Below are 14,609 nucleotides of genomic sequence, written 5' to 3' on the forward strand. Positions count from 1 at the left end.
ACGATCAGGTGTTTCGCGACGCGCCCACTGTGAACGCATAGAAACGTGATTTTTTCGTCATTGTCACGACACGGAGGCCCCTACTTTTTCCACAATGCAGTCTCGACGCTGGGCCGCTGACCTGTTGACATCTCAAGGTCATCACCTGTTCTTTCCAGCGCGCCTTCGAGACGCCGAGCTGTCTTCACGGACGCCTTGATCGCGGCGATCTCCTTATTGAAGCCCCCATCTCTCGATGGTCGGGGCGGCGCCTTGCATCAGGGACTTGTACTTGCTGTTGTCGTCGGCGCCTCCAGGAAGCCTCGCACCCGCCCGCGCGCCGGCCTCGCTCACGCGTACCCCGCCGCCCCGGCACGCTGGAACCCTTCCTCGAGCTGCTCCTCCATGCGCCGGTAGAGCGCCAGCATCGCCGGCCGCCACGTCCACTTCACCGACTCGGGCCGCACCGCCGTCCGGTACGGCGTCTGCCGCGTGAACCCCGAGGGCAGCACCTCGCACGTGTGCCCGAGCTCCTGATACGCCGTAACGAAATCGTGCCCCCAGCAGCCGTTGTGGCACGCCGAGTACCCGGTCCAGGACGGCGTGTTCTCGAGGTGCAGCACGTGCCCCCGGCAGACGCGGAGCAGCTCGGCGAGGCGGCCTTTCAGGTCCTCGGGGCGGGTGTGGAGCAGCGCCTCCGAGGTGAAGACGATATCGAAATGGCCATCCGGGTACGGCAGCGCCCCCGTTGGCGATCCGACCGTGACGTGCGCGGCCCGCCACTCGGGTGAGGCCCAGCCGAAGCCGGCCTCCACCATCGTCGGGCTCTGATCGAAGCCATGCACGTCGACCCCCTCGATCTGGCTCAGGTTGAGCAGGTGCCGCCCCGGCCCGCAACCGAACTCGAGCACGCGACAGGGCGCGTGGTGCGCGACGTGGTCGGCGATCATCATCTCGGCGATGTGATAGAACGAGTGCCTCGTCTTGCGCCGGTCGTATTCCGACGCCCACTCGCCGCCGCTCTGATGCCAGTACGCGTAATTGGGAGGATGGCTCGACATGGCAGGGTCTCCTGAAAGGCTGGTGCGGAGCAGATGGCCAAGAAACATGGGTGAACACAGGACCTCGGACCGGCTGCTCCCCTTGAGCCACGCAGGCATCGAGTGGTTCGAGAGCATGTAGCAGTAGGCGTCCGGCTCGAAACGCGCGTGGAAGTCGACGAGGCCGTCCCGGGGCTCCGGCGCCACCTCGTCGAGGAAGCGGGCGGCCTGGCTCCAGCAGACCGGCATGATCCACGCGGTGGGCAGCATGTGCGTCGATCCCGGGTGCGCCTCGATGGCCGCCATCAGCGGCACGCTCCCGATCTCCAGCCAGTCGATCGGCCGGCGCGCGCGCAGGTGCGTGGCGACGCGCGCGTAGAAGTCCGCGACGACGGGCGCGCCAGGCCGCGCCAGCAGGAAGTTGTTGGCGATGGTCCCGGCCGGCTCGCGGTACGTCACGAGATCATGCTGGTCGAGCAGCGCGGCGAGCGGCGTGACGGGCCGCAGGACCACGCAGTCGGCGTCGATCCAGAAGCCGCCGTAGTGGCGGAGGAGATACGCGCGGATGTAATCGGCGCGATGCGCGACATACAGCGCGTCGATGGGCAGATCGCGATCGCTCGTCCAGAGCCTGTCGAACGAGGCGCGATCGAGCACCCGCGCGCCCGCGTGTCGGCGGAGGCTGTCGAGGCAGAGCTCCACGTAGGGCGGACAGGGACCCTCCCAGTACGTCCACACGGGCGGCGCGTCGCGCCTCGACATGACCTCGCTCATCGGGGCGTCTCCTGCCTTACGGGCGCATCTCCGCCGCGGGGCTCTGGGCGGTGCACGGCACAATCTTGCTTGAGGAAGCGGCCGATCGCGTGCGCTACGAGCCGGCGGCGGTTCGCGGTCGGCATGATGCACGACACTAGCGGCGCACGCGCGTCGATGGCAAGGCTCGCCGGGCCCGCGGGCGAAGGATCGGAGCTCGCGCGGCCCCATGAGACTGAAGATTGTTCGTCCGGCGTGCCTCGGATCGGGTCTTGAGTTATCTCGAAGGCATGTTATGGCAGTTTCCGTCAATCTGCCTGACGAGCGGATTCTCGCCGCGCCCCATAGTTCGTGTCTCGTTTCGAGTGAGCACATGCCCTTCCGGAACGTTTATGCCTGCCTCGTGCACGAGGACCGTGAGAGCGTCATCGACCTGATACGAAATCTCCACTACCTCGATCCTGCATCGGCAATCCTCCTCTACAACGGCGGCACGAACCGCAAGCTCCTCGGCGACGATTTCCCCTTCGAGCAGTACGGCGCCATGGTCCACCCGGCGCCGCGGCCGATGAAGTGGGGCTACCTGCATGGATTCGCCGTCGATTGCATGCGCTTTGCGCTGGAGTCGCTTCCGTTCGACGCGATGACGATCGTCGACTCGGACCAGCTCGCGACCAGGCCCGGCTACTCGGGCCACCTCGAGGCGTTCCTCGCTTCGCGACCGCGTGTGGGCCTGCTCGGCAACTCCCCCGCTCCGCAGGGTCCCGTCCCGACGATGCCGCCGGCGATCGCCGCCCGCCGCGAGATCGACCTCTGGCGGCGCTTTCTCCGGCGCTTCCCTGACGGGGAGGCGAAGTTCGTTCACTGGACGTTCTGGCCCTCGACGGTGATCACCGCCGCGGCCGCGCGCGAGATCGTCTCGCTCTTCCATGACGTGGAGCTCCAGGCCATCTTGCAGCGCTCGCGCATGTGGGCCACGGAGGAGGTGCTCTTCCCGACGCTCACCGCGCTCCTCGGCTACGAGGTCGCCGAGAACCCGTGCAGCTACGAGTATGTCAAGTTTCGCGTCCAGTATTCGGTCGCGCAGCTCAACACGGCCTTTGCCGATCCGCGCGTCTACTGGGTCCACCCCATCCCGAGGCGCTCGCAGGACCCGCTCCGGCGCCATATCCGGGCTCGCTTCGGCAACTACGGCGAGCCCGCCGCGGCGTTGCCTCCCGCGAACGCCGCGGCAGAGCGCGCTGGCAAGAACGGCCCCGCTCCGCCCCCTGGGCCCGAAGCTCTCTCGTGGGCGCAGAGCGCCCCCCGAGACAGACGGGATGTCCTCCTCGCCACGCGCGTCCTCGGCGAGATGCGGCCGATCGAAGGCTGGCTCTCGGACGACGAGGCGGATCTGCTCATCGCTGCCGCCGGCCGCGCCCTGTACGAATTCTCAGCCACCCACGCGATGGTGGAGATCGGCAGCTATTGCGGCAAGGCCACGCTCGTGCTTGGCCGCACCGCACAGGCGATCCAGCCTGAGGCGCGGCTCTTCGCGATCGATCCGCACGACGGCAGGGTCGGCGCCCGCGACACCGGCCTGTCGGTCACGTCCCCGACGCGCGCGCGGTTCGATTTCACCGTCGCGGCCGCGGGCCTGGGCGAGCAGGTCGTGGCGATCGAGAAGCGCGCACCCGAGGTGGCGTGGCAGGGGCCGGTGAGCCTGCTCCTCGTCGATGGCCTGCACGACTACGAGAGCGTACGCGAGGATTTCGAGCACTTCGAACGATGGATTGCGCCGTTCGGGTACGTGGCCTTCCACGATCATGCCGGTTACTTTCCTGGCGTCATCCAGGTCGTCGACGAGCTCTGCGCATCCGGCTCCTATCGCCGGATCGGGGCCGTGGGGACCATGGTCGTGCTCCAGAAGGCGCAGCCCGCGGGCGAGGCGCCGCGCCTGCTCCTACGCTGCCCGATCCTCGCCGAGATGAAGGCCATCGAGGGCTGGCTCTCGGAAGAGGAGGCCGATCTGGTCATCACCGCGGCCGCTCGCGCGCTCGAGGAGCTGCCAGCGTCGCACGCGATGGTGGAGATCGGCAGCTATTGCGGCAAGGCTACCGTCGTCCTCGGCCGCGTGGTCCAGGCCCTGCGGCCGGAGGCCCGCATCTATGCCATCGATCCGCATGACGGCCGCGTGGGCGCCCGCGACTGGCGGATCGTGAGCACACCGCCGACGCGGCTCAAATTCGACCGCACGATCGCCCACGCGGAGCTCGGCGCGTACATCGTGCCCCTCCAGAGGCGCGCGCCCGAGGTGGCGTGGGCAGGCCCGGTCAGCTTGCTCCTTGTCGACGGGCTGCACGATGAGGCGAGCGTGCGCAGTGACTTCGCGCACTTCGATCCGTGGGTCGTCGAGGGCGGGTATGTCCTCTTCCACGATTACGGCGGTGGATATCCCGGGGTGACGCGGGTGGTGGACGCGATCCTCTGCGCAGGCGCGTACGTCCAGGTGCACGCCGAAGGCAGCATGATCCTGCTCAAGAAACGGGCTGCGCCGCTTGAAGCCGGGCCTCTGGCTGCGCGAGGTGTGGGATCGGAGGCACCCGCTCCAGCGCTGCATGCCCCGCCGCTGCCCGCTCCACCGCTGCGAATCGAGCTCTCGGAGCAGCCGCTCGTCACCGCGATCATGCCCACGGCCGATCGCCGCCGCTTCATCCCTCACGCGATCCGCCACTTCCAGAAGCAGGATTACCCGAACCGCGAGCTCGTCATCGTCGATGACGGCGCGGATCCCGTGAACGACATCGTCCCCGACGATCCGTGCATTCGCTACCTGCGCTTGCCTTCCAGGCGGACGGTGGGGTGGAAGCGCAACTATGCCTGCCGCGAGGCGCGAGGCGAGGTGATCATCCACTGGGACGATGACGACTGGATGGCCGATAACCGCATCCGCTACCAGGTCGAGCGCCTGCTCGCCGAGCGCGCGGCGCTCTCGGGCCTCTCGCGTATCCTCTATTACCAGCCCGCCTCCGGGAAAACGTGGCAATTCGTCTACGGCGGCGGGCCGTCACGGTGGTTCGGAGGCAATACGCTCTGCTACCGCAAGGCGCTCTGGGCGAAGAACCCGTTTCCGGACATCAACGTCGGCGAGGACGCGCGCTTTGTCTGGAGCGATCGGGCCAGTCCGATGACGGCGCTCGAGGACGACTCCTTCATCGTGGGCATCATCCACAGCGCCAATGTGAGCCCGAAGCGGGTGGGCAACAACGCCTTCCGGCCCCTCGCCCCCGAGCGGATCCGCACGGTGATGGGCGACGATTTCGAGGCGTACCGGGCGCTGCTCGCGAGCGAGCGCAGCCAATGAGGCGGCCTCGGTCCGAGGCGGCCTGGATGACCGGGAGCGGTCGACTTCACCGCGCCCTTCAGCCTCGACATGCCAGAGCAAGCGGCGCGGGAGAACACGGTGGCGCTCGGGGCCGACCTCTCGGAGCCCCTGTCCGGTGGACGTCAGGATAGTCGTCGCACGGGCCTGCACTCAGGCAGCGAGCGCCCCTTGCCTGAAGCCACCCTGAGCTCGTCGGGTTGGCGCCGTCCGAAACGGACAGCGCTGACCGGTGTCCGGTGCGCGCCTCGCCCGACCAGCGCTTGGCATGGCGCCGCCAGGCTCGCTCGTAGACGCGCTGGCGGGCTGCGACCAAGGGCGGGCGCCAGCGGGTGAGAGCCAGGCGTACCCAGGCGCGCTGCGGAGACCTGAGCGGTGGTCCGGCACATCGCGGTCTCAGGTCCCGGTGCCTCAGAGGGCGAGGGCCATCACCGGGAGAGGCGGCTCGGGCCTTCCCAGTCGGCACCGCGCGACCGTCCATGTTGAACCCCAATGTCATGACGACGCACGGTACGGAAGCAGCGCCACGTCGTCCGGACCTGTTACCTCGATTGCTTTTGTAATTGACATGAGAAACCTGCCTGGAGTCTCATGCCCAGGTCACCGGAGCCACGAAGGCCCCCAGGCGGCAATAGCCTCGCCTCATGGGAAGACGCGGCGGAGTCTACCCGGTTGGCGATGCGGCTGGACCCTCTTGCGAAGACGCTAGTACAACATCTGTACACAGGGCGGACACTCCATGACACAATACAAGATAACAACCGTAACCGGGACTATGCAGTATGCTCAGACATATTCGCATATCTTCGTTACCATCCACGGTAGGCAGGCGTCCTCCAAGGAGTACCCGCTCAAAGACCGCGAGGGGGGCGGCCCGCCCTTTCAACTCGGCAAGACCGACGTCTTCGACATTGACATCGACGAGGAGATCGGCGAGCCCATCTCCGTCACTGTCCGCACCGACAACGAAAATTCGAACGCAGGCTGGTGGCTGGTCAAGCTCACCATTCAAGACAATATCCCGCGGACGCCGTGCGAGTTCCCGTGCAACGCCTGGATTGGGTCGGACGGTTCCCAACCCAACGATCCCAACACTCCATGGCAGAGGACGCTCGAGCGGAGCTACCCCATCCTCCTCGACTACTGTGAGCTCGGGGAGAGGCTCCCGAACGGCTGGAACGACGAGGGCGGCGCCTCCGCCACGTTCACGATCTATTCCAGGGACTACCGCCTGCGGCTACCGGTGTGCACGTGGCAGCTTGACGACCACAACCAAGTCACCAGGTTGACAGTCGCTGCGACAGCGCAGCATGTCGATCGCAACGGCGTCGTCGATGAATGCACCTTGAACCTGGTGTTCACCGCGAACGGAGCCCTGCAGAGCGCTCAGGGCACCTTGACCGCCCGCGGCACCCCGCAATCGCTGAATCTCGACTGGAGCGCGCCGAAACCATCGCCCGCGATCCCTCTGGTCGTGCAGCTATCCGGCAAGCTCTTCAACGACGCCGGCGGCTTCCTCGTCCAGCTCGGGCCCAAGCCGGGTCAACTCAACTTCCCCGCCATCATCAACCACGTGATCAACAAAATCGACGCGTGCATCTTCGTCCGAGAGCGAGACCATGTGAATGGAGAGTCGAAGCCATGATCCACTTGAACATGGAGCAACTGGGAGCCCGGCTCAATGCTGGTTACGGGTGGGATCAACAGGATGGGGATGCCGCGAGTTATAGTAACAACCGCTTCTACTACGAGGTGTGGAAGCCGGACACCTCGGTCTCCTATGGAGAAAAGGGTCTGTTCGTTTCGACCAGGATCGATCGGCCGGACACGCCGCCCACATCGGACTGTTGCGTGCTGATGCTTTGGTTCGACGACCAGGGTACCCTTATCCAGGCGGGCGCTCACATCAACCTGGACACCGGCGATCCAACGGATAGCGTGAGCTGCTCGACGGTCACCGGTGCCAGCGCCGAGGAGATCGCCGAAGACCTTCGCGAGACCATAGCTGCTCAGATCCAGCAGTACTCGGGGGACCGGCCTGGCCGCGCAAACTATTCGAACGTCGTGAAAAGCAACATTCTCGACGTCAGTGCCTGCATATCACTTGACAGCTCTCGGTTGTGATATATACAGTCCGAGACGCACTCAGACCGAGGCAAGACACACTCTAGCCGAGATAGCTGAAGGAGATAAACATGTTGGATCTGCGACCGATTGGCGACAAATCAGTTCCTGGTGCTAAATGGCTGGTGGCAGCGGCTCAGGGCAAACGCAGCATTTCCGTTCAGATCGTAAACAACCTCCGCGAAGCACTCCAGGTGGTGAGTTTTAGCCTGGCCAATGACGAGGCGGACTGGTGTGACGGTCAGCAGCCCTACGACGGCCAGGTCGTCCCACCTGATGGCAACAACTCTATTTGGGTCGGAAGCTACATAGACACTATCAACTTCAATCAATTCGGCTTCACCGTTAAGCTTTTCTGCGCTGGCCAGGAGATCACGATCACGGCGAACAAGCCGAAGAGTGGCGCGGCAACGGTAGTGATTACGCCGCAAGCGCATCCGGGGCTTAATATTCCTAACCCCGTGATCCCAAACCCGACTGGCAACTACAACACCACTGCCGTATCGATAAACTACGGCACCTAGAGCTCTGGGACGTAACACGAAGGAGCCATCCGGAAGCGGCGCTCCCTCCCACTGAGCGCATACACTCCTTCGTCCGGAGGCTGCCGCCGCATCGGGCAGACCAATGCGCCCAGCAGCCCACCTCCGTGACCTGCTCGATCCGGAACAGCTCCTCGTAAACGCTCGATGCGTCCGCGTGGACGTCGCCCTCGTACCGCGGACAGGGCTGTCGGCCACGTCCGCGATTGACGACGCCGTCTTCGGGCTCGCCCTCTTTGGCAGATCTGGGTCGCCCGATCCACAGCAGCACGAAGCTCGCGGGCCTCCACTCCAGCGTCTCGGACACCTCTTCGCCGATGCGGACCACCTCCGTGGCGCGCTTGTCGCGCACCTCGGGCGAAAGCAGCCCGAGGCGCTCGACGAGCAGGTGCCCCGGCAGCTTCTGCCGCCCGTACGGGGTGATCCTTCGCCCGTCGGTGCCGCCTCCGGAGGAGCCGGGCAGCGCCGCCGCCTTCAGGCGAGCTCGCCGTGCAGCGCCGGCCGGCTCCGCTGAGCCCCGGGCAGCTGCACGGCGAGAGCGCCGGCCGGCAGAGCGCGAGCAGCTCAGGTGAGCTCAGGGAGCAGGAGGCGGTGCAGCCTCGGCGAGGCGGACCTCTCCATCGAGCGCGTCCCCTTGGCCTCTCATCCCGCTGGCGGCGATTCGGGCCGCGGCACCTCCTCCAGCGTTACCGAGACGACAACGGCGTCGGGCCGCCTGTCATCGACCTCGTAGGGGAGCACCCGGAGGACGTCCTTCAGGGTCTCCTCGGGTTGAGCGCTGAAATCGAACGCGCCGACCCACGGGAGGGACCACGACACCTTGACATACCCGTGCACCGACCCGACCCGCACGAAAGCGCTCGTGCCGGCCACGATCTCCTGGGATTCGCTGCCCCAGACCGCAACCGACTGCTTCTGGATGTCAGCGCCCTGCTTCGCCTCCACGTCCTTCGTCCAGATCCCCCGGAGGACGGCGCAGCCGTGCACCGTCAGAGTCTGATTCGTGTTGTTCTGAAAGATCACCTTCACGCTGCGATACGTGGTCGCCATTGCACCCTCCGGCGCGCTCGAGGCGCGCACTCCTTGTGTTCCACTCCTGCGAGCGGCGCGGGGCGCCGCTCGCCTCACCGAACCCTTGCTCCCCCGGGCCCCCCGTCGTCCCTCCGTCGCTCATTCGCCCCTGTCTGGCGGAGACCCCACCAGGCTCGGGACGAGCGTCACCAGGACGACAGGATAATCGGCCAGCTCCGTGTTGTAGCACGGAGCGAGGGACGCGAGCCTGTCCGGAACGGTGACATCGACCGCGAGGTTCTGCATGCCAGACAGCGGGACATGCCAGGTGATCTTGATGTACCCCTTCGTCGACCCGAGGTGCAGGTAGCCGTCCACGCCGGTGAACGCCTTCGACAGGCTCATCCACCTCTTCGAGCCCTGCTTCGGGATGACGTCCCCGCGGACGGGCGGCCCTGCCGGGCCCCACTCGCCGCGAATCAAGTTGAAAGACTCGATCGTCAAAAGCTCGTTGGTGCTGTTCTGCAGGATGAGATCGATGCTCTTCCGAATGGCAGCCATACGTACCTCGTCTGGAAGGTTCCCAGCCCGCGCGCCTCACCGCAGAGGGTCTCGGTGAGGAGGCAGCGTGATGAGCACGGCGACATCGGCCGGGTCGTCGTCGTTCGTGTAAACGGTGATGCGTCGGGCCAAGTCGTCGTGTACGGGCTCGCAGCGAAGCTCGCCCACCCACGGCAGATGCCAATGAAGTTGAAAATATCCGGTCGTCGAGGCGAACCGAACGAATGCCTCGGTGCCGCGCCCTAGCGTGCTCGACTCGGTCCCGAAGGTACGCGCGCTCTGCCGCGCGACGGTCTCACCATGGCTGATGGTCCGCCCGGCCGACCAAGCCCCGACGAGCACCTCGGCCCCCTCGACGGTGAGCGCCTCATTGGTCGCGTTGAGCAGGATGACGCGAACACGGCGATAGATGAGCTGCACGTCGTTCCCCTGGAGCGGTTGAAGAGCGTTGTGGGTTCCTATCGAGATCGGGCGGCCGGCGCGGCCACACCGAGCGCGGAGGCGAGGTGCGCGCCCTTGAAATCTGCGCCGTCGACCAGCGCGCCCGAGAGGTTCGCCCGGGTCAGGTTCGCGCGCGAGAGGCGCGCGCCCGAGAGGCGCGCCCCCCTCAGGTCCGCGTCGCTGAGGAGAATGCCTTCGAGGAAACAGCCCTCGATGTTCGCTCCCTGAGCGACGATCTGGGCCAGGCACGCGCCCTTCAGCAAGGCGCCGCGGAGGTCGGCGTCCGAGAGATCGGCGCCCGAGAGATCGGCGAGGGAGAGGTCGGCGCGCTGCAGATCGGCGCGAGAGAAGCGCGCCCGCACGAGCTCCGCCCTGTGGAAGACCGCGGAGCGAAGGTTGGCCTCGCGGAAATCGGCGCCGCGGAGGTGAGCCCGAGAGAGCTTTGCGCCCACGAGGCTCGCGCCGCGGAAGCTCGCCTCGCGGAGATCGCCCTCGCTGAGGTCGACCCCGTCGAGGCGGGCGCCGGCGAAGCTGAGCTCTCGAAAGTCCGCGCGCCGGAGGTCCGCGCCGCAAAGATCGACGCCGTCCATCGGCCATAGCGGGAAATAGCCCGCGCGGTGTGCGCTCACGAGGAAGCGGGCCCCGCCGCTCGCGAGCGCGCGCACCTGCTCCTCGACCGTCCAGTCGCTCTCCGAGAGCCCCTCGGGGTAACGACGGCGAAGCCAGCTCGGGGTGTCGATCTCGCCGGAGGAGCCAGCCTGCTCTCGAGACAGGGGCATCGGCTCGAGCGCGCGGACGCTCGTCACGGCGGCGTCGATGCTCGGAGCGTGCACCGCGCCCGGGACCGCAGCGAGATCGGGCCCGGCGTCGAGCAGCACGAGCCTCTTGCCGAGGCCGAAGGCGGTGCCGACAGCGACGATCTCCGCGCCGCTCCGAGGGCGCACGACGACCACGGCGTCAGCCCCGGCGAACGCCGCGGCGAGCTCGCCCAGCGACGCGCGGCCGGCGTCGATGCGCTCGACGTCGTGAGCGAAGGCCGAGAGCCCCGCTTCGATCTCCGTCGCAAGAATCTCCGTCGCGCTCGCCACGAGGATCACGTTCGGCACGGCTTTCCCCTGTCACCAGATGCGTATGATCTTGAGGAGACGCATGCATCTGGGCAGCGAGCTTGCGCCCTCCGTCTCCTGCGTGGACTCGCCGTTGAAGGTGCCTGACTGGAGGGGGTAATACTCTGACGTGCTCGCCGTGACCTGATGCTCGTGGTCCGCTCCGGCGAGCTCCTCCGTTCCGTAGTAGGAGCTCTCGTTCGCCGTCCCCTCCGGCCCCGTGCGCTCGAGCTCGATGCTCAGCGGATGCGTGTGCTGGATCCCATGGCTGTGCATGGTCTGCCACTTGAATTGGTGCGTGTGCGCCGCTCCGCCGCCCACCTCCCCGGGCGTCTGATCGCCGGCGATCGGCAACACGAGCCTCTCGTTCAGATCGGGGACACGCAGGCCTGCGAGCTCGCTTCTCGCATCGACGACCTCCGAGCCATCGCAGAGCTGGAACCCCGCGGGGAGCCTGGGGCTGCTGCGCTCCTCCGGCCACAGGTACCAGTCGAGGATCGCGCCGATCGGGAGTTCGCGCTCGCCCTCTGTTTGCCTCTCTCCGTTCTGAAAAACGAGCCCGTCCTTCGCATAGATGATACCGTTGACGGTCAGCTCGCTCTCGGCGTCAGACGTGCCGATCCCGACGTGGCCGTGCTTTGCGGACACCACGAGCGTGGCGTCGGTCGTCTGAGCGTTCGCGCCCGAGATGAGCCGGATATCCCCCTTCGAGATCACCGCGAGCGAGCTCGCCTTGAAGGCGATCCCGTCGGAGAGATGATGGCTCTGCCCCGAACCGCCTTTTAAGATCCCAACCTGCCCATTTTCCGGGAGCACCAGCGCGCAGCCGGCGCCGAGCGCGAGGGAGCCTTTGACGTGGAGCCTGGACTGTGGGTTCTCCGTGCCGATACCGACACACCCGTTGCTCGCCGCGGCGAGCAACGGCCGCCCGTCGCCGAACCTCACCACGGCGAGCAGCTTGTTACAAGCTTTGGCGACGACCTCCAGGCCCACGTTCGAAGGAGCCACGCCGCTGCCGACGCTCATCGACCCGTGGACGACCACGGAGCCGAAGACGTCCATCTCGCTCGCCTGGAACTGGAGCTCACCAGGCTCTATCGCGGAGATATTCGTTCCGTCGTCCCCCGTACCAGTGGGGTTGAAGGTCACCTGGTGGAGCCTCACGCCGCTGTATCGCCGGCCGTCTACGTCGATGGAGGCAACGTAACGTTCCTTCGATAAACCGATCGTCGCCAGCAGGATCTCGATCGATGGCTCCTCATCGCGATCGCGACGGGTGGAGCGGGCGGAGACGCGTCGGGAGGAGACGCGCGGCGCGACGACGCACGCTCTGAACTCGAGCCCGCGCGCGTCGCGCGCCGGCGACGCGGCGTCCTCGTGGTAGCAGATCGTGATGCGAAAATTCCACGGCGCTACAAAGGACTCCGGCCGCTGGACCGCACCAAAGTCGATCTTCTCGGGCGCGGCGAGGGCGATCTCGCGGCCGAGCGAGTCCAGCGCGAAGCCCGGCTGCACCACGACGCCTTTCGGGTCCTCCGGGTCGAGGACGACGTCGAGCCCGCTCGCGATGCCCCATGTGTGGAGCGCCCGATTGGCCGCTCGGTAGCTGTCGATCTGATAGCGCTGCTCCTGCGAGAGATCGATCGCCCGAAGGAGCTTGTCCGCGGTGAAGCTAGGCCTCTCCATTCCCGACCCTCTCGTTCCTACTGGATCCGCATGAGCTTGAGCAGCTTGATATACGGCGGCGTGATGGCCGCTGGCCCGGTTCGATAGGGGCCCGTCGACCCGGGGGCGCGCGATCCGCCCTCGCTGCTGGCGCCGGTCATCACGTTATCCGCCGGATCCACGAGAACGACCGGTGTGTGCTCGTGCGCGAGGACGCAGCTCGCCCCGGGCCCTGTCCCCTGGCCTGCGCCGTCGGCGCCGCTATCGACCGTGGCCGAGCTGGTGTGCGAATGCCGAAAGAGGTGCTGATGCGTGAGCTCGCCGAACGTGTGAACGTGCTGTGTACCGTCGTTGCCCTGGGTGCTGATCTGGCTCCCGTCCCACGCGCCGCGGACGAAGTAGCCCGTCAGGTCGGGGAGGGTCTTTCCGTCGAGCGAGCTCCCCGGCGCGCTCACCTTGGACCCGTCGCAGACCGCAAATCCATCCGGGATCTGGCGCTTCGCATCCGGACGCCACCAGTCGATGATCCCTCCGATAGGCACCGCGATCACCGCCTCCTTCTGCTCCGTGCCGTCGGGGAAGATGAACCCCTTCGACGCACGGATGGCGCCCTCCACGATGAGCTTCGGCTTCGAGCTCAGCTGGCCGTGCCCTCCGTGCACATCGCTGAGCCTTACCGTACCGTCCTTGGAGAGGTGAAGCGCCACCTGTCGCGCATCGGGCGGGCTCGCCGATGGCCGCGCCGTCAGCTCGATTGTCTTCTCGGTGCGCAGCTCGACACCGCCGCGCTCCTCGAAGCGGATCTCTGGCGCGATGGACGCTCTTGATTGGATTCCACCGCCGCCGGCAAAGACGACGTTGCCTCCTCCCGATTCACTGTCATCATACCGGTTCTGGTGCGTTTGCCCTGCCCTGGCTTCGGGGCGTGTCAGCCGAACGTCGCCGCCGGACACCGCGAGGCACTCCTCGGGGCTCTCCGTCCCGAGCCCGACGCGTGGCTCCCCATCACCCACATTGCACACGAGCAGGGCAGCCTCGCCGCCGCGCGCGAATCGCGCGACGCGCGCCCGCTGGAACGTCCACGTCGCGTCCTCGGCATTCAGCTCTTCGCTCGTGGACACCGTCTCGCCCGGTCCGAAGGCCTTGACGTCGGCCTGGACCGGATTTCCGGCGAGGTTCTGGGTGAAGATCCGGTCTCCGGGCGCGACGATCCGATCGATGGGGATGCGGATGGGAGCGCCGTTACCGGGGACGGTGGCCGAGACGGCCTTGCCGCTGCTCCGTATCGTCCCAGGGCCGGCGAGCGGCGCGTTGGGGGCTCTCACCTCGAACACGGCCCTGTGGACCGTGGTGCCGATCGTGACCGGCCCTTTCACCGAGAGCTTCACGGCTGGGGCGCCTCCGCTCCGCGGCCGGAAGCGCACCTCGTCGGCGCTCGCGCGCAGCCCCGTCGTCGCGCTCTCCTGGTCGCCCGCCGACCAGCCGACGATCCTCGGCTCCCTGTCGCTGGGGAGCAGCGCGTGCGCGAAGCGCAGCGCCCCGGCGCTCATGCTGACATAGCGGCGGCAGCGCGTCGTGAGGACCGGCGACGAGGACGGATGGCTGAGCTCGGCGAGGACGATCTCTCTCTCTACGTTGATTTCGGCCTTTTTGTACCAGGAGAATTTCACTTGTTCGCGCGTCCACGGAACCCTGGTCTTGTTCGTGGCATAGACCGACGTCCTTGTGCTCCTGGCGACCAGGCAGGCGTCATCCGACGGAGTCGGGCCTGACCACGGATCGTCGACGACCAGGATGTGCTCGCTCCTATCGAACGCGATCCCCGGAGAAACGGTCACCATCCCGCTCTCGAGCGTCACGTCGAGCCCGACCGCGATGCCCCACGTGTGCAGCCCGAAGTCGTGCGCACAGCGGAGGGCGTCCACGTAGCCTTGCTCGGCGGTGTAATCGCCCACGGTGAGGAACTCTCCGGGGAAATAGTTGGGTCGGCGCAGCGACGTCTCATTCGCCATCAGGAGCACCTCGG

At 66.7% G+C, this 14,609-nt stretch carries 11 protein-coding genes; 4 read left to right on the top strand and 7 right to left on the bottom strand.

What is annotated here, in order from left to right; translation table 11 throughout:
- Window positions 1-329: 329 nt before the first annotated feature.
- Window positions 330-1,793: a methyltransferase domain-containing protein gene (locus WMF14_RS23065; protein WP_437803683.1), complete on the bottom strand. Its 1,464-nt coding sequence runs from the start codon at window positions 1,791-1,793 to the stop codon at window positions 330-332.
- 208 nt (window positions 1,794-2,001) lie between these two features.
- Between WMF14_RS23065 and WMF14_RS23070 the strand changes: the two genes are divergently transcribed.
- The 4 genes from WMF14_RS23070 to WMF14_RS23085 all read left to right on the top strand — a co-directional run bounded on the left by WMF14_RS23070 (window position 2,002) and on the right by WMF14_RS23085 (window position 7,781).
- Window positions 2,002-5,115 (top strand): class I SAM-dependent methyltransferase, encoded by a 3,114-nt coding sequence (locus WMF14_RS23070; RefSeq protein ID WP_437803684.1) that lies wholly within the window; start codon window positions 2,002-2,004, stop codon window positions 5,113-5,115.
- Window positions 5,116-5,872: 757 nt separating this feature from the next.
- Window positions 5,873-6,778, top strand: coding sequence for a PLAT/LH2 domain-containing protein (locus tag WMF14_RS23075; RefSeq protein ID WP_437803686.1), 906 nt, complete (start codon window positions 5,873-5,875; stop codon window positions 6,776-6,778).
- Window positions 6,775-7,257, top strand: coding sequence for a hypothetical protein (locus WMF14_RS23080; RefSeq protein ID WP_437803688.1), 483 nt, complete (start codon window positions 6,775-6,777; stop codon window positions 7,255-7,257). The genes WMF14_RS23075 and WMF14_RS23080 overlap by 4 nt, the downstream gene beginning before the upstream one ends.
- Before the next feature lie 71 nt (window positions 7,258-7,328).
- Window positions 7,329-7,781, top strand: coding sequence for a hypothetical protein (locus WMF14_RS23085; RefSeq protein ID WP_437803690.1), 453 nt, complete (start codon window positions 7,329-7,331; stop codon window positions 7,779-7,781).
- Window positions 7,782-8,441: 660 nt separating this feature from the next.
- On the opposite strand, the gene WMF14_RS23090 is transcribed toward WMF14_RS23085, so the two are convergent.
- The 6 genes from WMF14_RS23090 to WMF14_RS23115 all read right to left on the bottom strand — a co-directional run bounded on the left by WMF14_RS23090 (window position 8,442) and on the right by WMF14_RS23115 (window position 14,595).
- Entirely contained in the window at window positions 8,442-8,849 is a 408-nt protein-coding gene (locus WMF14_RS23090; RefSeq protein ID WP_437594357.1) for a hypothetical protein, read from the bottom strand.
- 120 nt (window positions 8,850-8,969) lie between these two features.
- The gene (locus WMF14_RS23095) at window positions 8,970-9,371 is read right to left on the bottom strand and encodes a hypothetical protein (protein WP_272092897.1); all 402 of its coding nucleotides are present in this window, start codon (window positions 9,369-9,371) and stop codon (window positions 8,970-8,972) included.
- A 36-nt stretch (window positions 9,372-9,407) separates the two neighbouring features.
- Entirely contained in the window at window positions 9,408-9,791 is a 384-nt protein-coding gene (locus WMF14_RS23100; protein WP_437803692.1) for a hypothetical protein, read from the bottom strand.
- A gap of 38 nt (window positions 9,792-9,829) precedes the next feature.
- Window positions 9,830-10,918, bottom strand: coding sequence for a pentapeptide repeat-containing protein (locus tag WMF14_RS23105; RefSeq protein ID WP_437803694.1), 1,089 nt, complete (start codon window positions 10,916-10,918; stop codon window positions 9,830-9,832).
- A gap of 12 nt (window positions 10,919-10,930) precedes the next feature.
- A complete protein-coding gene (locus tag WMF14_RS23110; protein ID WP_437803695.1) occupies window positions 10,931-12,604 on the bottom strand; it encodes a hypothetical protein in 1,674 nt (557 codons plus the stop codon).
- Window positions 12,605-12,621: 17 nt separating this feature from the next.
- Window positions 12,622-14,595, bottom strand: a complete 1,974-nt coding sequence (locus tag WMF14_RS23115) for a hypothetical protein (protein ID WP_437803696.1) — start codon at window positions 14,593-14,595, stop codon at window positions 12,622-12,624.
- Between the last annotated feature and the right edge of the window lie 14 nt (window positions 14,596-14,609).

The organism is Sorangium sp. So ce693, from assembly GCF_051521375.1.
In the GTDB taxonomy this organism is placed as follows: Bacteria; Myxococcota_A; Polyangia; order Polyangiales; family Polyangiaceae; genus Sorangium; species Sorangium atrum.